At 73.1% G+C, this 20,318-nt stretch carries 21 protein-coding genes; 3 read left to right on the top strand and 18 right to left on the bottom strand.

What is annotated here, in order from left to right; all coding sequences use genetic code 11:
- Positions 1-321 precede the first annotated feature (321 nt).
- From ACGFW6_RS35520 to ACGFW6_RS35460, 13 genes are all read right to left on the bottom strand, one after another.
- The gene (locus ACGFW6_RS35520) at positions 322-987 is read right to left on the bottom strand and encodes a class F sortase (protein ID WP_393519476.1); all 666 of its coding nucleotides are present in this window, start codon (positions 985-987) and stop codon (positions 322-324) included.
- 2 nt (positions 988-989) lie between these two features.
- Complete coding sequence (locus ACGFW6_RS35515; protein ID WP_393519473.1) at positions 990-1,544, bottom strand: hypothetical protein; 555 nt, start codon at positions 1,542-1,544, stop codon at positions 990-992.
- 119 nt (positions 1,545-1,663) lie between these two features.
- A complete protein-coding gene (locus ACGFW6_RS35510) occupies positions 1,664-2,443 on the bottom strand; it encodes an HAD-IIA family hydrolase (RefSeq protein WP_393519470.1) in 780 nt (259 codons plus the stop codon).
- Positions 2,444-2,522: 79 nt separating this feature from the next.
- A complete protein-coding gene (locus ACGFW6_RS35505; RefSeq protein ID WP_393519467.1) occupies positions 2,523-4,061 on the bottom strand; it encodes an alkaline phosphatase family protein in 1,539 nt (512 codons plus the stop codon).
- A gap of 135 nt (positions 4,062-4,196) precedes the next feature.
- Positions 4,197-5,252 (bottom strand): 2-aminoethylphosphonate ABC transporter substrate-binding protein, encoded by a 1,056-nt coding sequence (locus ACGFW6_RS35500; RefSeq protein WP_393519464.1) that lies wholly within the window; start codon positions 5,250-5,252, stop codon positions 4,197-4,199.
- 70 nt (positions 5,253-5,322) lie between these two features.
- On the bottom strand, positions 5,323-6,120 hold the full coding sequence (locus tag ACGFW6_RS35495) for an ABC transporter permease (RefSeq protein WP_393519461.1): 798 nt from the start codon (positions 6,118-6,120) through the stop codon (positions 5,323-5,325).
- Positions 6,107-6,976, bottom strand: a complete 870-nt coding sequence (locus tag ACGFW6_RS35490; RefSeq protein ID WP_393519458.1) for a 2-aminoethylphosphonate ABC transporter permease subunit — start codon at positions 6,974-6,976, stop codon at positions 6,107-6,109. Before ACGFW6_RS35490 ends, ACGFW6_RS35495 begins: the two co-directional genes overlap by 14 nt.
- Entirely contained in the window at positions 6,969-8,027 is a 1,059-nt protein-coding gene (locus tag ACGFW6_RS35485) for an ABC transporter ATP-binding protein (RefSeq protein WP_393519455.1), read from the bottom strand. Before ACGFW6_RS35485 ends, ACGFW6_RS35490 begins: the two co-directional genes overlap by 8 nt.
- Positions 8,024-8,710, bottom strand: a complete 687-nt coding sequence (locus ACGFW6_RS35480; protein WP_393519452.1) for a phosphonatase-like hydrolase — start codon at positions 8,708-8,710, stop codon at positions 8,024-8,026. The genes ACGFW6_RS35485 and ACGFW6_RS35480 overlap by 4 nt, the downstream gene beginning before the upstream one ends.
- A 5-nt stretch (positions 8,711-8,715) precedes the next feature.
- The gene (locus ACGFW6_RS35475) at positions 8,716-9,840 is read right to left on the bottom strand and encodes a TIGR03364 family FAD-dependent oxidoreductase (RefSeq protein WP_393519449.1); all 1,125 of its coding nucleotides are present in this window, start codon (positions 9,838-9,840) and stop codon (positions 8,716-8,718) included.
- Between the two features lie 165 nt (positions 9,841-10,005).
- Positions 10,006-10,761, bottom strand: coding sequence for a GntR family transcriptional regulator (locus ACGFW6_RS35470; protein WP_393519446.1), 756 nt, complete (start codon positions 10,759-10,761; stop codon positions 10,006-10,008).
- A gap of 87 nt (positions 10,762-10,848) precedes the next feature.
- Entirely contained in the window at positions 10,849-11,673 is an 825-nt protein-coding gene (locus ACGFW6_RS35465) for a hypothetical protein (protein WP_393519443.1), read from the bottom strand.
- A 255-nt stretch (positions 11,674-11,928) separates the two neighbouring features.
- Positions 11,929-13,182 carry an ROK family protein gene (locus ACGFW6_RS35460; RefSeq protein WP_393519441.1) on the bottom strand — a complete coding sequence of 418 codons (1,254 nt, stop codon included), beginning with the start codon at positions 13,180-13,182 and terminating at the stop codon, positions 11,929-11,931.
- 68 nt (positions 13,183-13,250) lie between these two features.
- Between ACGFW6_RS35460 and ACGFW6_RS35455 the strand changes: the two genes are divergently transcribed.
- Together ACGFW6_RS35455 and ACGFW6_RS35450 are read left to right on the top strand one after the other, a co-directional pair.
- Positions 13,251-14,342, top strand: a complete 1,092-nt coding sequence (locus ACGFW6_RS35455; protein WP_393519438.1) for a Gfo/Idh/MocA family oxidoreductase — start codon at positions 13,251-13,253, stop codon at positions 14,340-14,342.
- On the top strand, positions 14,339-14,857 hold the full coding sequence (locus ACGFW6_RS35450; RefSeq protein WP_393519435.1) for a heme-degrading domain-containing protein: 519 nt from the start codon (positions 14,339-14,341) through the stop codon (positions 14,855-14,857). Before ACGFW6_RS35455 ends, ACGFW6_RS35450 begins: the two co-directional genes overlap by 4 nt.
- Positions 14,858-14,951: 94 nt before the next feature.
- Here the strand turns inward: ACGFW6_RS35450 and ACGFW6_RS35445 are convergent, their stop codons facing one another.
- The 4 genes from ACGFW6_RS35445 to ACGFW6_RS35430 form a co-directional block, all read right to left on the bottom strand.
- Positions 14,952-15,809: a fumarylacetoacetate hydrolase family protein gene (locus tag ACGFW6_RS35445; protein WP_393519432.1), complete on the bottom strand. Its 858-nt coding sequence runs from the start codon at positions 15,807-15,809 to the stop codon at positions 14,952-14,954.
- 126 nt (positions 15,810-15,935) lie between these two features.
- A complete protein-coding gene (locus tag ACGFW6_RS35440) occupies positions 15,936-16,658 on the bottom strand; it encodes a YidC/Oxa1 family membrane protein insertase (RefSeq protein ID WP_393519429.1) in 723 nt (240 codons plus the stop codon).
- 116 nt (positions 16,659-16,774) lie between these two features.
- Positions 16,775-17,086, bottom strand: coding sequence for a DUF6412 domain-containing protein (locus ACGFW6_RS35435; RefSeq protein WP_393519426.1), 312 nt, complete (start codon positions 17,084-17,086; stop codon positions 16,775-16,777).
- 104 nt (positions 17,087-17,190) lie between these two features.
- Positions 17,191-17,763, bottom strand: coding sequence for a winged helix-turn-helix transcriptional regulator (locus ACGFW6_RS35430; RefSeq protein ID WP_393519423.1), 573 nt, complete (start codon positions 17,761-17,763; stop codon positions 17,191-17,193).
- A gap of 70 nt (positions 17,764-17,833) precedes the next feature.
- On the opposite strand from ACGFW6_RS35430, the gene ACGFW6_RS35425 reads away from it, so the two are divergent.
- On the top strand, positions 17,834-19,291 hold the full coding sequence (locus tag ACGFW6_RS35425) for an MFS transporter (protein WP_393519420.1): 1,458 nt from the start codon (positions 17,834-17,836) through the stop codon (positions 19,289-19,291).
- 121 nt (positions 19,292-19,412) lie between these two features.
- On the opposite strand, the gene ACGFW6_RS35420 is transcribed toward ACGFW6_RS35425, so the two are convergent.
- Positions 19,413-20,180 carry a class E sortase gene (locus ACGFW6_RS35420; RefSeq protein ID WP_393519417.1) on the bottom strand — a complete coding sequence of 256 codons (768 nt, stop codon included), beginning with the start codon at positions 20,178-20,180 and terminating at the stop codon, positions 19,413-19,415.
- Positions 20,181-20,318 lie beyond the last annotated feature (138 nt).

The raw sequence follows: 20,318 nt of genomic DNA, 5'->3' as shown, positions 1-20,318 counted from the left end.
CGCGGGACGCGGTGGCGGGCGGGTGGACCGCGGACGCGGAGGCGGGCGGGTGGACCGCGGCGCCGTACCAGCGCCCGGGCGGCCCGTGACGCCCTCCCCCGGGCCCCTGGCGTCGTCCCCTAGGCCCCGGCCGTCTTCCGTTCTAGAGTCGTCCCCGGACGACCCCAGCCCCCGGTCGGACCGTGCCCACTGGTCACACAAGGCCTCCCGCGCCGGACGCCGGGTTACTCCCGCAGCCCGTGCGCCCGCGGTCGAGGACCGGCCCGGTCGGCGGCTTCGGGGGGAGCGGGTCGCCGACCGGGCCCGGTGCGTCCGGTCCCGTCACAGCCCCGTGCCCGTCAGGTACGCCGAGACGACCACGTTCGCCGTGTAGGCGCGGCTCGCCCGGTCGAAGGTGCCGGCGCAGGTGATCAGGCGCAGTTCGGCACGGCCCGGCCGGTGGACCCCGTAGACCTGGTGGGCGTCGAAGCGGTCGCGGGGGACGACGCGGACGTCGTCCACGGTGAACTCGGCGACCCTGCCGTCGTCGCGCAGCACCCGCACGGTCGCGCCGGGGCGCAGCGCGCCGAGGCGGTGGAAGACGGCGGGCCGGGTCTCGGTGTCGACGTGCCCGACCATCAGCGCCGCCCCGGCCGCTCCCGGCTTCACGCCGGCCGCGTACCAGCCGACGGCGGCGGCCTGCGCGTACGGCGGCGGGTCGATCGCGGCCTGCGCGTCGAGTCCGCGGGGGACGACCGGTGCGCGTACGTCGAGCGCGGGGATGTCCAGGCGCTGCGGCAGCGCGTCACCCAACGGGCGTACCGAGGGCGGCAGTTGTACGGAGGCCGGGCGTCCGACCGCGGCGACGTCGCCGGACACCGGGGCGGTCACGGCCTGCCGGACATCGGTGAGCTCTCTGCCCCACAGCCAGAGCCCGAGCAGCAGCACGGTCCAGGCGAGGCCCATGAGGAACCGGCCACGGAAGCCGGAGTGTTCCCGCTCGGCCATGGTCAGCGTGGCCGTCTGCCGCGGCGGGCGCTGCGCAGCGCCACGGCCGTGGCGGCGACGCCGGCCAGGATCAGCCCGGTCACGGTGTGCGCCGTGCCGGGTCCCTCCTCGCGGGCGTCGACCATGGCGAGCCTGGATGTGCCACCGCCGCCGGCCCGCACGGGGGCCGTGGGCGAGGCGGGGGCCGCGGGTTGCGGCCCGTGCCGGACGGAGTGGCCGGCGGCCTTGGCGGCGACGGTGACGGCGCCCGTGCGGGACGCGTCCCCGCAGGCGATCGTCACGTCGTAGCTGCCCGACCTGGCGGTGGAGCGGACGCGGCTCTCCCCGACGAGGATGCCGTCGCCGGCGACGGTGAGGCGGGCGTCGGCGACGAACGCCCCGGACGCGGCCGTGGCGGTCCGCTGCGGGCATCCGCTCACCCGCAGGGTGACGTCGCCGCCGGGATGCGGGGACGACGGACTCAGCGAGACGCCTCCGTCCGTCGCGTGCGCCGCCGGGGTGACGGCGGCCGCCCCCAGGGCGGCGATCGTACAGAGCGTGACCCGCAGTGATCCCATCGTGAACCTCCAGATATCTGGAGGCTGCCCCCGTGGGGCGGGCCCCGCATCCTCAGCGGGGCCCGCGTTGCTCCGTACGGGTCGTGTCGTGGGTGAAAAGGGTTGGAGCGAGGGCCGCCCTAGATCCGCTCGACGAGGTCCGCGATGGAGTCGACGATCTTGGACGGGCGGTAGGGGAAGTTCTCCACCTGCTCGGGCCGGGTCAGGCCGGTCAGGACCAGGAACGTCTGCATCCCGGCCTCCATGCCGGCCAGTACGTCGGTGTCCATGCGGTCGCCGATCATGGCGCTGGTCTCGGAGTGCGCGCCGATGGCGTTCAGGCCGGTGCGCATCATCAGCGGGTTCGGCTTGCCGGCGAAGTACGGCTGCTTGCCGGTGGCCTTGGTGATCAGCGCTGCGACGGCGCCGGTCGCGGGCAGCGGGCCCTCGGCCGACGGGCCCGTCTCGTCGGGGTTGGTGCAGATGAAGCGGGCGCCGGCGTTGATGAGCCGGACGGCCTTGGTCATGGCCTCGAAGGAGTAGGTGCGGGTCTCGCCGAGGACGACGTAGTCGGGGTCGTGGTCGGTGAGGATGTAGCCGATGTCGTGCAGGGCGGTGGTCAGGCCGGCCTCGCCGATGACGTACGCCGAGCCGCCGGGCCGCTGGTCGTCGAGGAACTTGGCGGTGGCCAGCGCCGAGGTCCAGATGTTCTCGATCGGCACCTCCAGGCCCATGCGGTTCAGCCGGGCGTGCAGGTCACGCGGGGTGTAGATCGAGTTGTTGGTGAGCACGAGGAAGGGCTTGCCGGACTCGCGCAGCCTCTTGATGAAGGCGTCGGCGCCGGGGATCGGTACGCCCTCGTGGATGAGCACACCGTCCATGTCGGTGAGCCATGACTCGATGGGCTTGCGGTCTGCCATGGTGCTGTGACTCTCCTGGCCTGCGTACGGGACGAGCTGGGGGCGCCGGAACCACGCCGTACCGACGCCCCCAGGGTAATCAGGACTGGCTGATCCTGACCCCGTCGATCACCCAGTACCAGTTGTTCGACCCGGTGTAGCGGAACCGGAAGCTCACGCTGGAGGCGCCGGCGGGGACGGCGACGGTCAGCGACTGCGGCTGGGAGACGACGTCGGAGGTGTAGCTCTTGACGACGGTGGGGGTGCCGCCGTTGAAGGAGGCGAGGACCTGGGCCTGCTGGCTGCCCTCCTGCCGGTAGAGGGTGGTGAAGTCCAGCCGGACCTGGCTCTTGCCGGTGACGTCGTACGCGGGCGTGACCAGGGTCGAGTCGTAGGGGCCGGAGAAGGACTTGTCCGACCACTCGTCGGAGTCGGCGACCGCGAACACGCCGCGGGCGCGGACGTTGAGTTCGCGCCACTGGTCACGCTGGGTGCGGGACCAGAACTCGTCGGTGGCGAAGGACCAGCCGCGCCACTCGGTCATCCCGCCGGTGCCCATGGCGTTGTTGATGACGGACCAGCCGCTGGGCGCGGTGTGCGTGAAGCCGAGCACGCCGGCCGGGATGCCGGTCTCGTCGACCCGCCCGGTCAGGGACGGCCGCAGCGCCTCGAAGGGGTCGGTGGAGCGCTCCTGGACGGGCTTGCCGTCCAGGCCCCAGGCGGGGTCGGGCGTGATGCCGAGCTGCTTGAAGACGGTGGCGGCGACGTCGACGAGCCGGGTGTCGACGGGGCGGGCGCCCGCGGCGATGCCGGGCCCGGTGGCGAGGACGAAGGTGCGCCGCTCCTCGATCGTGGATCCGCCGTGGCCGCCCGCGTCGAGGTGGCCGTGGTCGGTGGCGACGAGGACGGTCCAGCGCTCGGAGGCGTAGCCGGGCCGGGCCTTGATCGCGGCGCGCAGGCGGCCGACGTAGGCGTCCTGCACGGCGATCTGGTCGAGGTAGGCCTGGCTGCCGGCGCCCTGGTTGTGGCCGACGATGTCGGACTGGCCGAAGTAGACGAACAGGACGTCGGGGTTCTGGTCGCGGATGATCGCCTCGGCCTCGGCGGCGATCGTGGCGTCGTGGCCGGTGTAGCCGTCCCGGTCGCCGTCGAGGACCAGCTTGGCGTCGGCGCCGGGGGTGACGGTGCCCTGGGCGTCCAGCGGCTTCCAGTCGACGGCCGCGTAGGTGGACAGGGCGGGCCGCACCTGGGCGAGACGGGCGAGGAAACCGGGGTACTGGCCGTACTTCTTGCCGACGAAGGTGTTGTCCTTCACCCCGTGCTTGTCGGGCCACACGCCGGTGGAGATGGTGGACCAGCCGGGGCCCGAGGACGTGGCGGCCATCGGACTCGCGTACAGCAGCGAGGTGCCGTACGTGCCCTCGCTCATCATGGCCTTCAGGTGCGGGGCGTTCGCCGCGTCGATGCGGTCGTGGCGCAGGCCGTCCATGCCGATGACGAGCACCTTGTCGCTGCTGGTGCCGTTCGGGAGCGTGGGCACGGCGTGGGCCTGCGAGGCGGTGGCGGCGCCGAGGGCGATGGTGGTGGCGGTCGCCGCGGTGGTGGTGAGGACGGTGCGGCGGGACAGGTGTGACGTCACGTGATCCTCCTGGGGACGGGTGGGGTGCGGGCATGGCAACGCCCCCGGTGGTGGTGCCAGGGGCGTTGCGGTGGTGCGGCCGTGCGGGTGTGGCCTTGGTGATATGGCCCTCGTGTGTGGCCTTGAGGGGGCGGGTCAGCTGCCGGTGGCCGACTTCCAGGCGTCGACATACGTCGTGAGGTTCTTGTCGATGTCGTCCCAGTCGGGCTCGAAGACCTCGACGCCGTCCATGAGCTGGGCGAGCGCGATGGCGTTGGCGTCGGTGGCCTTGACGTCCCCGCGGGCGGTGAAGCCGCCGCCGATCTCGCTGACCTGCTGCTGGGCGCCCTGGCTCAGCATGAAGTCGAGGAGCTTCTTGCCGTTCTCGGTGTGCGGGGCGTCGGTGACGAGGCCGGCGGCGTAGGGCAGGGCGAAGGTGGTGGGCTTGCCGCCGTCCTTCGCGGGGAACCAGATGCCGAGGTTCGGCATGGTCTTGGACTGGGCGAAGTTCATCTGCACGTCACCGTTGGCGACGAGGAGTTCGCCCTTGTCGACTTTGGGGGCGAGCTTGCCGGTGGAGGCGGACGGGCCGACGTTGTTGGACTGGAGCTTGCCGAGGTAGTCCAGGGCCGCCTTCTGGCCGCCGAAGTCGTGCATGGCCTTGATGAGGACGGCGGTGCCGTCGCCGGCGACGCCCGGGGTGGAGTACTGGAGCTTGTTCTTGTACGTGCCGTCCAGCAGCTCGTCCCAGGTCTTGGGCGCCTGCTTCAGCTCCTTCTTGTTGTAGATGAAGCCGAAGTAGTTGTTGACGACGGAGGTCCAGGTGGCGTCGGCTCCCTTGTCGGCGCCGCTGACCTGGTCGGAGCCCTTGGGGGCGTACTTCTGGAGCAGGCCCTTGCCGTCGGCCTGCTGGATGAAGGGCGGCAGCGTGACGAGGACGTCGGCCTGCGGGTTGCCCTTCTCGCGGGCGGCGCGCTGGACCATCTCGCCGGAGCCGCCCTCGACGTACTCGACCTTGATGCCGGTCTGCTTCTCGAAGTCCTTGAAGACGCGGTCGTACCAGCCGTCGCCGTTCTCGCCCTTGAGGCCGTCGGCGCTGTAGACGGTGACGACCTTCTCGTCGGAGGCGGCGGAGCCGGTGCCGCAGGCCGACAGCAGCGGGGTGGCGAGGAGGGAGAGGGCGATGGCGAGCTTGAGGGTGTTTCTGGGCATGGCGGGGTGAACTCCTTGCGCGTTGAGGGTTTTTGCGTGCGGTGCCGGGGCCGGCGGGAGCAGCCGTGGGTCAGCGGTAGGAGGCTCTGGTGCGGAGCCGGGAGACGGCGAACAGGGCGAGCAGCGTCGCCGCCATGAGGACCACCGCGAGGGCGGAGCCGGCGAAGAGGGCGCCGCGGTCGGTGGCCGCGTAGATCAGGACGGGCAGCGGGGTCCAGTCGGGCGGGTAGAGCATCATCGTGGCGCTCAACTCGCCCATGGACAGGGCGAAGCAGAGGCCGGCGGCCGCCGTGAGCGACGGCAGCAGCAGGGGGAGCCTGACCCGCCACAGGACGTACGCGGGCCGGGCGCCGAGGGAGGCGGCGGCCTGTTCGTAGGCGGGGTCGAGGCGGGTGAGGGCGGCGGACACGGACTGGTGGGCGAAGGCGGTGACCAGGACGGTGTGGGCGAGGATCACGATCCAGCGGGTGCCGTTGAGCAGGAACGGCGGCTCGGAGAACGCGACCAGGATGGCGAGGCCGACGACGACCGAGGGCACGGCGAGCGGCAGGACGAAGAGCGCGTCCATGACCCGGCGGTGCCGCTTCTTCAGCGCCGCCGCCGCGAGGGCGGCCCAGGTGCCGGCGACCAGCGCGAGCAGGCTCGCGGCGGCGGCCGTGACCAGGCTGGTGGTGAGGGCCTGGAGGGCCTCGCCGCGGGTGGCGGTCTGGTAGTGCCCGGTGGTGAAGCCGGAGGGCAGCACGCTCGACCAGTTGGTGGCGAAGGAGGCGCCGAGGACGACGAGCAGCGGCAGGGCGAACAGGGGCAGGAAGAGGACGAGGAACAGGGCCCAGACGGCCCACCTGGCCCCGCGGCTATGCACCAGCACGGCGGCTCACCACCCGGTAGAGGCCGTACAGGCCCACGGAGATCAGGACGTTGACGACGGCGACCACACAGGCGCCCGGGTAGTCGGACTCCAGGATCGCCTTGCTGTAGACGCGCATCGGCAGGGTCGTGACGCCTTTCGCGCCGGTGAACAGGACGATCCCGAACTCGTTGAGGCACAGGACCAGCACGAGGCTGCCGCCCGCGGCGAGGGCGGGCAGCGCCTCGGGCAGGATCACCCGGCGCACGATCCGCAGAGGGCGGGCGCCCAGCGAACTGGCCGCCTCCAGCTGGGCGGTGTCCAGCTGGGAGAAGGCCGCGAGCAGCGGTCGTACGACGAAGGGCGTGAAGTAGGTGATCTCGGCCAGCAGCACGCCCCAGGGGGTGGTCAGGAACTGGAAGGGGCCGTCCTGGGCGCCGGTGACGTCGGTCCACAGGCCGTTGGCCATGCCGACCGTGCCGTAGATGAACAGCAGGGCCAGCGTGATCAGGAAGGACGGGAAGGACAGGAAGACGTCGATGAACCGGGCCACCGCCCGTGCCCCGGGGAAGGGCACGAAGGCGATGACGAGCGCGACCAGGAATCCGAGGACCAGACATCCGGCGGTCGATCCGGCCGCCAGCCAGACGGTGGTCCACAGCGCCTCACGGAACGAGTCGGAGGCGAAGACGTCGGCGTACGGCTGGAGGGACGTGCCGCCGGTGTCGGGCTGGAAGGATTGCTGGACGACGAGGGCGAGGGGGTAAAGGAAGACAAGGGCGAGCAGGACGACCGGCGGGAGGGCACCCACCCAGGGGCGCGGGGAACTGCGCGCCAAGCCACGACGCACCCGCAGCCGACGAACGACCTCAGTCATGGCCCACTCCTGCGGCCAGCAGCGTCGCGTCATCGGGGGCGAAGTGCAGCGTCACCTCATCACCGTGGGCCGGCGGATCCCTCAGTTCCCGCAGGTCCGCGATGACCCGGTGCCCGTCGACCTCGACGTACAGCCGGTGCGTGGAACCACGCCACTGGATCTCCGTCACGGTCCCGGCGAGCCGATTGGGCCCGTCCCCGAGGCCGACGAGGTGGGGCCGTACGCAGAGCGTCGCCTTCGCGCCCGGCGCCGCGCCCTCCGTGTCCACCTTCAGTTCGCCGCCCCCGAAGGCGACGCCGCCCGAACCGACCGTCACCGGCAGCAGGTTGGCGTTGCCGACGAAGGACGCGGTGAACTCGTTGGCCGGCGACCGGTACAGCTCGCGCGGGGTGCCGCAGGCCTGGAGCCGGGCGCTGTCCATCACCGCGATCCGGTCGGCGAGGGTGAGCGCCTCGACCTGGTCGTGGGTGACGTAGAGCATCGTCACATCGGGCAACTCGCGGTGCAGGCGGGCCAGTTCGGCCAGCATTCCGGAGCGCAGCCGGGCGTCGAGCGCGGAGAGCGGCTCGTCGAGGAGCAGGACGCCGGGGCGGATGGCGAGCGCGCGGGCGATGGCGACGCGCTGCTGCTGGCCGCCGGAGAGCTCGCGCGGGTAGCGGCGGGCGTAGCCGGCCATGCCGGTCATCTCCAGGGCCTCGGCGACCCGGGTGCGGATCTCGGCCTTGGTGACCTTGGGGGTCTTCTGCGCCTTCAGTCCGAAGGCGACGTTCTCCTCGACCCGCATGTGCGGGAACAGGGCGTACTGCTGGACGACCATGCCGATGCCGCGCCGGTAGGGCGGCAGGTCGGTGACGTCCTGCCCGCCGAGGGACACCCGCCCGGAGGCGGGCCGTACGAACCCGGCGACCGCCCGCAGCGCGGTGGTCTTGCCGGATCCGGACGGCCCGAGCAGCGCCATGACCTCGCCGGGCTCGACGGTGAGGTCGAGCGAGTCGAGGACGACGTTGCCGTCGTAGGCGACCGTCACCGAGTCGAAGCGGATGCCGGTCATGTGATCACGCCCGGCAACTGCGCGACGCTGTCCAGCACATGGGTGGCCCCGGCCGCCCGCAGCGCGTCCGCCCGGTGCGCGCCGGTCAGCACCCCGGCGACGAGGCCCGCGCCCGCGCGGACGCCGCTGAGCATGTCGTAGGAGGTGTCGCCGACCACGGCGATCTCCCGGACGTCGTCGGCGGCGGCCGTCCGCAGGAGCGCGGTGAGGACCATGTCGGGGTACGGGCGCCCCCGGCCTCCGGCGTCGGCGGGGCACAGGGTGAGCGGGACCAGGTCCCGCCAGCCGAGCGCGCCGAGGATCGCGTCCTGGGTGACGCGGGCGAAACCGGTGGACAGGACGACGCTGCGGCCGCCGGCCTGGAGTTCCTCGATGGCCTCGCGGGCGCCCGGGATCGGCGCGACGAGCCCGCCGTCGACGAGTTCGCCGTACGCCTTCTCGAAGGCGGCGTTGGCGCGCTGCGCCCGCTCCTCGTCGCCGAACAGGTGCCGGAAGACGGAGATCTTGGACTCGCCCATGGTGGCGCGCACGTAGGCGAGCTTGTCGGCGTGGTCGGGGGTGCCGGGCTCGACGCCCAGTTCCCCGGCGGCCGCCGCGAAGGCCCGCTCGACCAGGCCGCCGTCGGCGACGGTGGTACCGGCCATGTCGAGCACGACCAGGCGCGTCTGCTGATTGTTCGTCATGTTCCTCACCAACCCAGTTCGTTCGCGGTCGTCTCGGCTATCGCGGGCGAGCAGGTCATGCCGCGCCCGCCGGGCCCGGTGACCAGCCACACCCCGTCCCGCACCTGCTGCCGGTGCACCACCCGCGTGGTGTCGGTGCACTGCGCGTACACCCCGGCCCAGCGGCGCCGGACCTTCGGCAGCGGGCGGCCGAGGAGGGACTCGACGACCTCGGTGAGGTGGTCGTAGGGGTCCTCGACGGTGTCGAAGGCGAAGGGGTGCTCGTACTCGTGGGTGTCGCCGATGGTCAGCCCGCCGTCGGCGCGCTGCACCATCAGCAGCTGCATCTTGTGGGCCGCGGCGGTCTCCGCCTGCGCCTGGCCGGCGTTCAGGGCGTCGAGCGCGCCGGAGGCGTAGGCCGGGTAGTAGCGGAAGCTGTCGGCGTCGGCGACCGAGGTGGTCAGCGGTTCGCCGAGCGGGTCGGTCTGCATCATCTGCAGGCGCACGCGGCGCACCGGCAGGTCGGGGCCGGCCAGCTCGCGGACCAGGCCGCCGAGCCAGGCGCCGGTGCACAGCACGACGACGTCGCCGCCGTGCACGTCGCCGTGGTCGTCACGGACGGCGCTCGTGCCGATGACCTCGCGGACCTCGCGGCCCGGCAGGAACGTGTAGTTCGGGGACTTCAGGAGCTCCTCGCGCAGGGCGAGCTGCGCGGTGCGCGGCTCGACGGCGGCGTCGCGCTCGCAGTACAGGGCCGCGGTGAACTCGCCGCGCAGGGCGGGGTTCAGGGCCCGTGCCTCGTCGGGGGTCAGCAGCTTGTGGCCGCGCGCCGCGGCGTCCTCGCGGGCCACGGCGGCCTCGGCGACGGCCAGCTCCAGGTCGCCGCGGACGGGGGTCAGGGAGCCGTTCGGCCGGAAGCCGAGTCCCGGCACGCGGGCCCCGATCCCCTCCCACAGCTCCCGGGCCCGCAGGGCGGTGGCCAGTTCCTCGCCGCCCGCGCGTCCGCTCACCCAGATCTGTCCGAAGTTGCGCAACGACGCGCCGCGAGCCTCCGCCTCGCGCTCGATCTGTACGACCTCATGGCCGCGTTCCACTGCTTGCCAGGCGTGCATGGTGCCCACCACGCCGGCTCCGACGACTATCACTCTCACGACGGCAACGCTCCTCGGGATCGGGTAACCGGAAGGGTCCGGCTGACAACGAGAGCGTGAACTGGCTATCACGTTTGGGCTAGACCCGTTATCTGTTCGTGACATTCAACGGAGGGTCGAAAGTGTTGATTTCTGGACCTTCCGGTCGCCGAAACAGCCGTCGAGTCAGCCGCTGAGATGAGCGGAGAAGGAGAAGCGGTCACCTCGGTACAGCGTCCGCACCCGCTCCAGCGGCAGACCTTCGGTGTCCCGTGAGACACGGTGGATCAGCAGCATCGGCAGGGCCGGCGGGGTGCCGATGAGCAGCGCCTCGCGCGGGGTGGCCAGGACGGTCTCGATGCGCTCGTCCGCGTCGCCGAAACCGATGCCCTGCTCGTGGAGGAAGGCGTAGAAGGAGGAGTCGGGGTCGAAGTCCACGTCCAGGCGCGGCACCCGGGACACGGCGACATACGTGCTCTCCAGGCCGACCCGCTCGTCGTCGGCGAGCAGGACGCGCTCCAGGTGCCAGACGGGTTCGCCGCGTTCGAGACCGGCCTCGGCGGCGAGGGCGGCGGGGCAGGGGAAGCGGTCGAGGGTGACGAGGGTTCGGCCGGGGGTGCGCCCCTGCCGGCGGACGCCCTCGGTGTAGCTGGCGAGGGAGAGGGGCTGTTCGAGCTTGGGCCCGGCGACGACCGTGCCCCGGCCCTGCCGCCGCAGTTTCCCCTCCAGCACGAGTTCGCGGATCGCCTGCCGGACGGTCTCGCGGGCGACCTCGTACTCCTCGGACAGGTCGCGCTCGGTGGGCAGCGGGTCGCCCTCGCCGAGTTGGCCGATGAGGTGGTCGAGCCGGGCCTTGACCGCGTAGTACTTCGGAATGCGGCCGTGCTCCGGGATGCCCTGGCGCACGGGGGCGCCGGGGGCCTGGTCGTTCGGGTAGTCCACGCAGGGATCGTCGCAGACGGGGCGGGCCGCCGGGTCGGCGCCTCCCGGCGGCCCTGCGGGAGCCCGGCCAGGAGGCGGGGCCGGGCCTCAGCGGCGTCTGCGGACGACCATGAGGCCGGCGCCGGTCAGCAGCAGGACCAGGGTGGCGACGAGGGTGACCCCGGGGGCCGAGGCCAGGCCGGTGCGGGCGAGTTCGTCGGCGAGGGTGAGCCCGCTCTCGGCCGGGGCGGTGCCGGGCGAGGCGGAGCCGTCCGGGCGGGCGGAGGCGTCCTGGTAGGACGGGTCGGCGGGGCGGATCTGTGCGGAGGCGTCGGACCGGTCCTCCGCGTCGGGGGCGCCCGTGGCGTCGGCCTCGATCCGGAAGCGGTAGTCGTTGGACTGGCCGACCCAGTCGCCGTCGCCCTCGTGCCGCTGGACGACAGCCGCGTTGGCGGTGACCTGGTTCGGTACGGCGTCGGAGGTGACCGCCAGCCGGATCTTCACGGTGACGGTCTTGCGGGGGCCGACGGTGAAGCCGTCGAAACCGTCGAAGGCGCCGACGAGTTCGTCCTGGTCGGTGGTCTCGAAGCGGACGGCGTGCGGGCGGGCGCCGGCCGGGCCGCCGTAGAACTCCAGCCTCGGCTGGGACGGCTCGAGCGCCCGCTCGCCGTCGACCAGGACGACGACCGGGTGGATGCCGGTGCAGGTCCGGCCGGTGGTGTTCCTGAGGTCCAGATACCAGGTGCCGAACCCGCCGCCGGCCACGTAGGAGGGGGGACCGCCGTGCAGGCGGGTGCTGAGGGGGAATTCCCCGTCGCCCCCGGCACAACTGGGAAGCGGGGCGGACGGCTCGGCCGAGACCGGAGACGCCGCGGTGAGGAGGGCGGCTGCTGCGAGGCAGAGGGGGACAGATGAGTGCAGTCGCATCATCACATGACCCTGCCGGGTGGAGGCGGGTTCGGGGTGGAGCCATTCCGTACGGCACCACAAGTCCCCTCGATCAGCGCACGCCCGCCGCCGCGCACTGACCAGCCTCACCGCCCGCCCGAACGGCGGCGCCGCAACTCCCCTCCATCAGAGGGGCACCTGGGCACACCCGTCCAACCTCGGTTCCCGTCCTCACCCGCCCGCAACTCCCTTCGATCGGCGCAGCACCTCGGCGTACCCGTCCGACGTCGGTTCCCGACCTCACCCTTCCGCCCGTCCGAACAGCGGTGCCAGCAGGAGTTGGGCGGCGCCCTCGGCCACCCCGCCGCCCCCGCCGGAGGCGACCCGTACCGGTACCGGGTCCTCGCCCGCGCGGCCGGCGCGTTCGGTGAGGACCGCGGTGACTCCTCGTACGAAGGTCTCGGGCGCGGTGGCGACCGTGCGGCCGCCGAGCAGGACGAGGTCGACGTCCAGCAGGGCGACCAGGTTGCCGGCCGCCGTACCGAGCACGCGTGCCGCCTCCGCCGCGTCGCCCCGCGCCACGGCCGCCAGGCACAGCGCCTCCACGCAGCCGCGGTTGCCGCACCCGCAGGGCGGCCCGTCCAGTTGCACCACCTGGTGCCCGAACTCCCCGGCCCCGGTGCGGGCACCCCGGTGCACCGCTCCCCCGATCACGAGCGCCCCGCCCAGCCCCGCACCGAAGTGCAGATACGCGAAGGACGCGAGGGACCCGGCCTCGCCCCCGACCGCCAGCCCGAGTGCCGCGGCGTTGGTGTCCTTGTCGACGACGACCGGCAGCGAGAGCCGCCGCGCGAGCACGTCCCGCAGCGGGAAGCCGTTCCACTCCGGGAACCCGGTGACCCGGTGCAGCACCCCGCGGCGGTGGTCCAGCGGACCGGGCAGCGCCACGCCGACGCCGAGCACCGCACCGGGCCGGCCCGCCTCGCCCGCCAGCTCCGTCACCTCGCGCACCGCCCGCTCGACGACCGTCCCGGCACCGGCCCCCAGATCCAGCGGGGCGCTGCGGCGTGCCACCACGGCGCCGGTCAGATCGCAGAGCACGGCCGTCAGCTCGTCGCGGTCCAGGTGCGCCCCGACCGCGTGCCCGGCCTCCGGCACCAGCCGCAGCACCGTGCGCGGCTTGCCCCCGGTCGAGGCCCGCCGCCCCGCCTCCGCCGCGAGCCCTTCCTCGCGCAGCCGGGCGGTGATCTTGCTGACGGCCTGTGGGGTGAGGCCGGTGCGCTCGGCGAGTTCGAGCCGGCTGATCCCCTCGGGCCCGGCGGTGCGCAGCAGGTCGAGCACGAGCGCCGCGTTGTGACTGCGCAGGGCGCCCAGATTCACGCCCCCGGCCGAGCCGCCACCTACACCCCCGCTCCCGGAGCCACCGACGCCCCCGTTTCCAGAAACGCTGACACCACCGCCACCCACGTCCACACCGCCAACGCCCGCAACGCCGGCTCCACCGGCGCCACCAGCTCCACCGACCCCGCCGCCACCGTCGTCCGTCCCGCTCACGCCACCCGTCACCCCGCCATTCTCCCCCGCGCTTGCACTTTGGCAACAGCGTTGCGAAAGTAGGCGGCATGACTGGCACTCCCGGCACGAACGCTCCTCCCCTGCGCGTGGGCCTCGTCGGCTACGGCCTGGCAGGCTCCGTCTTCCACGCCCCGCTGATCGCCGCCACCGACGGCCTCGCCCTGGACACGGTGGTCACCTCGAACCCCGAGCGGCAGAAGCAGGCCCTGACCGAGCACCCGGACGTACGCGTCGCCGCCACGCCCGACGAGCTGCTGGCCCGCGCCGGCGACCTCGACCTGCTCGTCATCGCGTCCCCCAACAAGACGCACGTCCCGCTCGCCACCGCCGCCCTCGAGGCGGGCCTCCCCGTCGTCGTCGACAAGCCGATCGCCGGCACCGCGGCCGAGGCGCGCGAGCTGGCGGCGCTGGCCGAAGAGCGCGGGCTGCTGCTCTCCGTCTTCCAGAACCGCCGTTGGGACAACGACTTCCTGACCCTGCGCCACCTCCTGGCCGAGGGCGAGCTCGGCGACGTATGGCGCTTCGAGTCCCGCTTCGAGCGCTGGCGTCCGGAGCTGAAGGGCGGCTGGCGGGAGTCCGGCGACCCGGCAGAGATCGGAGGTCTGCTGTACGACCTCGGCAGCCACGTCGTCGACCAGGCGCTGGTGCTGTTCGGCCCGGTCACCCAGGTGTACGCGGAGGCCGTCGTGCGCCGCGCCGGCGCGCAGACCGACGACGACACCTTCCTCGCGCTCACGCACGCGAACGGCGTCCGCTCCCACCTGTACGCCTCCGCGACGACCGCCCAACTCGGCCCCCGTTTCCGGGTGCTGGGCTCCAAGGCGGGCTACGTCAAGTACGGCCTCGACCCGCAGGAGGCGGCGCTGCGCGAGGGGCTGCGGCCCGGCGGCGGCACGGAATGGGGCGTGGAGCCCGAGGAGATGTGGGGCACCGTGGGGGCCGGCGAATCCCCCGTGACGGGCGGCGGCCGCGCCGAACCCACCCTGCCGGGCGACTATCCCGCGTACTACGCGGCCGTGGCGAAGGCCCTCCTGGACGGCGGCCCCAACCCGGTGACCGCCCTGGAGGCGGCCGCCACCCTGGACGTACTGGAAGCGGCGCGCCGTTCGGCGCTCGACGGAGTGGCGGTGACGCTGTGACCCACGGCAAGGCACACGGTTCGGAGATCACCCCGAAGTTCCAGCCCGAGCTGACCCCGCCGCTGGCGGAGCTGGAGGCGCAGGAACGGCGCCTGGTCTTCCCCCGGTTCACCCACGACGACGCCTGGGCGCTGGGCTCGCTGCTGGTCGAGATGGCCCGCGAGCGCCAGGCCCCGGTCGCGATCGACATCCACCGGGCCGGCCAGCAGCTCTTCCACGCGGCGCTGCCCGGCTCCACGCCGGACAACGACGCCTGGATCGCCCGCAAGCGCCGGGTGGTGGAGCGCTACGGCACCTCCTCCTACATCGTCGGCGCCCGCTTCCGCGCCAAGGGCACGACCTTCGAGGACTCCTCCCGCCTGGACCCCGACACCTACGCGGCGCACGGCGGCTCGTTCCCCGTCAACGTCGAGGGCGTCGGTGTCATCGGGTCGGTGACGGTGAGCGGACTGCCCCAGCTGGAGGACCACCGGATGGTGGTGGAGGCGGTGGAGCACTTCCTGGCGAAGCGGTAGGGCAACGCCCTGCTTTTGTTTTTCAGGGGCGCGGGGAACTGCGCGAGCAACCACGGACGGCCGCACCCGCCGTACACGCGCAGCCCCCACCCCTCTAGGCGTCCTTGAATTCCTGGCGCTGCCGACCGAGCCCTTCGATCTCCAGCTCCACCACGTCCCCGGCCCGCAGATACGGCTTGGGCTCGGGGTGGCCCATCGCCACGCCCGCCGGGGTGCCCGTGTTGATGACGTCACCGGGGTACAGCGTCATGAACTGGCTGACGTACCGCACGACCTCGGCGACCGGGAAGATCTGCTCCGCGGTCGTGCCGTCCTGCTTCAGCTCGCCGTTGACCCACAGCCTCAGCGAGAGGTTCTGCGGGTCCGGCACCTCGTCCGCCGTCACCAGCCAGGGGCCCAGCGGGTTGAACGTCTCGCAGTTCTTGCCCTTGTCCCAGGTCCCGCCCCGCTCGATCTGGAACTCCCGCTCGGACACGTCGTGCGCCACCGCGTACCCGGCGACATGAGCGAGGGCCTCCTCGGCGGACTCCAGGTAGCGCGCCGTACGTCCGATGACGACCGCGAGCTCGACCTCCCAGTCCGTCTTGACCGACCGGCGGGGCACCAGCACGGTGTCGTTGGGACCCACGACCGTGTCCGCGGCCTTGAAGAAGACGACCGGCTCGGCGGGCGGCTGGGCGCCGGTCTCGCGGGCGTGGTCGTGGTAGTTCAGCCCGATGCACACGACCTTGCCGATCCGGCCGAGCGGCGGCCCGACGCGCAGGCCGGTCGCGTCCAGCGCGGGCAGCTCACCGGCGTCCGCGGCGGCCCTGATCCGGCCGAGCGCGGCGTCGTCGGCGAGCAGCGGCCCGTCGATGTCCGGCACGACGCCCGACAGGTCCCGCAGGGTCCCCTCGGCGTCGAGCAGCGCGGGGCGCTCCGCTCCCGCCGTACCGACTCGCAGCAGCTTCATGATCACAATCTCCCTCGATCGCGGGCGCCCGCCGATGTGTGCAGCCATCGGAGGACTGGTCGATCCTCCAAGGTCCACGGCCAGTCCGCAATACCCGGTTCACGTACTGGACCGTAGGCTCCCGGGCTACCGATAGAGGGCGGCCCGCTCGACCGCGCTCCAGGTGGTGCTGGTCACCACGTACAGGGCGGCGGCCAGCGGCACGACCGCCACGGTGACCAGCGTGAAGAAGGACATGAACGGCATGACCTTGGTCATGGCCCCCACCGCGCCCATCCCCGGCACCACGGGCCCGTCGGCCACCGGCACCGCCGGATTGGCGGCCATCATCCGCTTCGTACGGCGGAAGTTGAACGCGGCGACACAGGCGACGACCACGAACAGCGCGACGTAGACCAGTCCCGCCGCCCCGAACGCCCCGCCGTCGCCGAGCGCGTCGGCCCACCGGTCGCCCAGGGGCGCGGCGAAGAGCTGGTGCGAGAGCAGCTCGTTGGCCCGGCCGCCGATCGTGGTGTTGGAGAAGAGGTGGTAGAGGACGAAGAAGGCCGGCAGCTGGAACAGTCCGGGCAGGCACCCCGCCAGCGGCGACACCTTCTCCTCTGCGTGCAGCTCCATGACGGCCCGCTGGAGCCTCTCGGGGCTCTTGCCGTGCTTCTTGCGCAGTTCGGCGATCTTCGGCTGCAGCTCGGCCCGCGCCTTCTGCCCGCGCGCGGCGGCCCGGGACAGCGGATGCACGAGCAGGCGTACGAGCGCGGTGAACAGGATGATCGCGGCGGCGGCCGCACCGGCGCCGAACAGCGGGTCGAGCAGATCGGCGAGCCGCTGAACTAGGTCGGCGAAAACGGACATGGGTGAGCCCTCCGGGGGTCTCGTCGTGCCGGATGGAGAGATGCCGGGAAACGGCATGGCGGCATGACGACCCGCGCGGGGTCACACGGCAGGGTGTGCGCTCTGGAGTGCGTGCCCTACGCGACGGTCGCCGGGAGGGCGTGTCCGGGTGCCCTGGGCCGTGGCCGGCCCGAGGCGTCGGGGTCGCGTTGCGGGAGGAAGGCCGTACGGCGGGCCCGGTCGCGGATGGCCGTACGTACCCGGGTCGGCGCCACGGCGGGCGCGGCGCGCGAGGCGAGCAGGGAGCAGACGGCGAACGCGGAGCCGGCGGCGGCGGTCGCGGCGAGCGCGACGGTCGCGGAGAGGCTGCCGGTGTCCAGCAGCGTGATCTCCAGGAAGAGCAGCACGAGTGCGGCGGCGGGACGCAGACTGACCGGAACACGGATCATCGGCGGCCCTCCCCTCGTATCCCCTCGTGCGGCTCCTTGCGGCGCCGCGCGTCCTGACGTTCACAGCTGCCGTGGTCACAGCTGCTTTCGTTATACACGATCCGTCATGCCGACCCGGCGCCGCCGGCCCCTTCGGGTGCCTCGTCCGCGCCGATGCCGTCGGCCTCGATGGGCCGCAGCAGCCGCCTCGGCTTCAGCAGCGCGCGGCTGACCGGATCCGCCGGGTCCGGATCGAGTCCGGGTCCCGGCGTCATGAGGACGTCACCGACCGGTACGACGGTTGCGCAGGCGGGGCACTCGCCGTACGGCCCGAGTTCGGTACCGCACTGGGCGTGCAGGAAGTAGCGCAGCCGGGCCTCGCCGAGGTGCTCGCGCCCCCACAGGCCGAGCGAGCGCAGGGTGGGCCACAGGGCGATGCCGCGCTCGGTGACGACGTACTCGTCGCGCGGCGGCGACTGCTGGTACCGGCGCTTTTCGAGGATCCCCTCGGCGGTGAGCGTCTGGAGGCGGGCGGCCAGGACGGCACGCGGGATGCCGAGGTGGACGAGGAAGTCGTTGTAGCGGCGCACGCCGTAGAGGGCGTCCCGGATGACGAGCAGCGTCCAGCGCTCGCCGACGATCTCCAGCGCCCGGGCGATCGAGCACTGCTGTGTCGCGTAGTCCTTGCCCAATGCCATGCCGTCCACTGTAAACCCTTTTCACCTTCTTGGTTCAATGAACGAACCTGCGGGTGTTACGGTGGGGCACATGCCCAGGTTCAATGAACGAACTCTCCCCGAGGTCGCTACCGCCACGGCCGCCCCCCAGGCCGCGCCCGTTCCGCAGACCCCGCCCGCTCCCTCGTCCGCCCCCGTGGCCGCCGCGGAGCCGGCCCCGAACCGGCGGGCCACCCTCGGCCTGACCAGCGCCGCCACCGTCGTCGCCCTGATGACCTACACGGCCCCGATGGTCTCCCTCCCCCAGACCGCGGCCGCCCTGCACACCCCGCTCTCCGCCCAGGCCTGGCTCCTCAACGGCACCCCGCTCGGCCTCGCCGCCCTCCTGCTGGTGGCCGGCAGCCTCGCCGACGACTACGGCCGCCGCCGGATCTTCCTCGCCGGCACCTTCGCCCTGGGTGTCACCACCGCCCTCGGCGCGCTCACCACCAACACCTGGATGTTCACGCTGGCCCGCGTCACCCAGGGCGCGGCGAGCGCGGCGCTCCTCGCCAGCAGTCTCGGCCTGATCGTCCACGCCTTCCCCGACCCACGCGGCCGGCTGCGCGCGACCGGCGTATGGGGCGCCTTCGTCAGCGGCGGCATCGCCCTGGGCCCGGTCGTCACCGGCGCGATACCGAACTGGCGCCTGTCGTACGGCGTCCTCGCCGCCGCCGCGCTGATCGTGGCGGCCCTGGCCACGCGCGCCCTGTCGGAGTCGCGGGCCCCGCGCGGCGGCCGCCCCGACCTCGCCGGCGCCGTGACCTTCGGACTGGCCCTGGTCTCCCTGGTCGCCGCACTGACCCTCGGCCGCGACGGCTGGCTGCGGGCGCCCGTGGGCCTGCTGCTCCTGGCCGCCGTCGCCCTGCTCGGTCTCTTCGTCGCCGTGGAGCGCCGCACGGCGACTCCGATGATCGACCTGAACCTGCTGCGCCGGCCCCGTTTCCTCGCGTCCTCCACCGGCGGCCTGTTCACCGGACTCGCGGTGATCGGCCTGTTCAGCTTCCTGCCGGCGCTGCTCCAGCAGACGCTCGGCCTGTCCGCGATGGACACGGCGTGGCTGTTCCTGCTGTGGTCCGGCCTGTCCTTCGCCGTGGCCCTCCAGGCCCGCCGCCTGAACGGCCGCGTGTCACCCCGTATCCAGCTCGCCATCGGGTTCGTCCTCCACGCGGGCGGCACCCTGGCGATGCTGGGCGCGCTCGACGCGGGCTCCTGGCCCCGGCTGCTTCCCGGTCTGCTGATCGCGGGCGTCGGCAGCGGCCTGCTCAACGCCGCGCTGCCGCTGCTGTCGGTGGAGTCCGTGCCGCCCCAGCGCGCCGCGATGGGCTCGGGCGCCCAGCAGACCTTCCGCTACATCGGCTCGTGTGCCGGCGTGGCCCTGACCATCGCCCTCGCCACGTCCGCGGGCGGCGGGCTGGCCCGGGGCGCGGACATCGCGATGCTGGTCTCGGCCGGGCTCGCGCTGCTGGCGGCGGTGGGCGTGGTGGCCCTGCGCGAGCGGACCGCCTGACGCACGGGCTGCCAGACGGGGGGCGGACGGACTGCCGGACGGATGGGCGGACGGACTGCCGAACGGATGGGCGGACGGACTGCCGGACGGATGGGCGGACGGCCTCAGGGGCGCGCGCCCCTCAGCGGGGCCGCATCGAGACCAGCTTGCCCCACACCACCAGCCGGTACTTCGACGTGTACTCGGGGGTGCAGGTCGTCAGGGTGAGGTAGTAGCCGGGCTCGTCGTATCCGTGGCCCGGCACGACCGCGGAGCGCGGGATCGGCCGGATCACGCCGCCGTCGTGGGCGGCGGTCTGCCGCAGGGTCCGGTCGACGGCGTACGTGTACGTCGCGCTCCGCGTCTCGACCCGGACCGTGTCCTTCGGCTCCAGCCGGTTGATGTACCGGAAGGGCTCGCCGTGGGTGTTGCGGTGCCCGGCGAGCGCGAAGTTGCCCGCCTGGCCCGGCTGCTGGGTGCCGGGGTAGTGGCCGACGTAGCCCTTGTTGAGGACGCCGTTCCTGCCGACGCCCTCGGCGACGGGGACGCGCAGGTTCAGACGCGGGACGGTGAGGATGGCGTAGGCCCGGGACCAGTCGGGCGCGGCCTCGGCGGCCGGACGCCGGACCCCGCCGGCGGACCGCCCGGACGCGGCGTCGGACGCGGGCGCCGGCGGGTCCGACGCCGCCGGGACCGCCGTAGGGGACTCCGGGGCTCCCCCTCCGTCCCAGGACCGCTCCAGTGCCCGGACCTCCCGCCGGGCCCCCGCCCTGGCCTCCCGGTTGGTCCACCACATCTGGTGGACGACCAGCAGCAGAAGGACGACCCCCACGGTGACGAGCACCTCGCCACCACCCCACAGCACGCGCCGCCGCAGCCCGCTGTGCCGCACGACGCGAACCCGCCCCATCCCGAGCCTCCTTCACCGGAACCGCCCGCACGATAGGTGCCGCGGGGCAAGGTCTCCAGACCCGTGCGCGCCCGGCCTGCGTCCGGTCGGCACCGGGGGTGCGTCCGACCCTCCGAACACTTCCTCCACAGGTTTGAG

Origin of the sequence: Streptomyces sp. Y7, assembly GCF_043195415.1 — a bacterium.
GTDB lineage: Bacteria > Actinomycetota > Actinomycetes > Streptomycetales > Streptomycetaceae > Streptomyces.
Note: the sequence above shows the minus strand (reverse complement) of the source record. Positions and strands in the feature narration are given on the sequence as shown.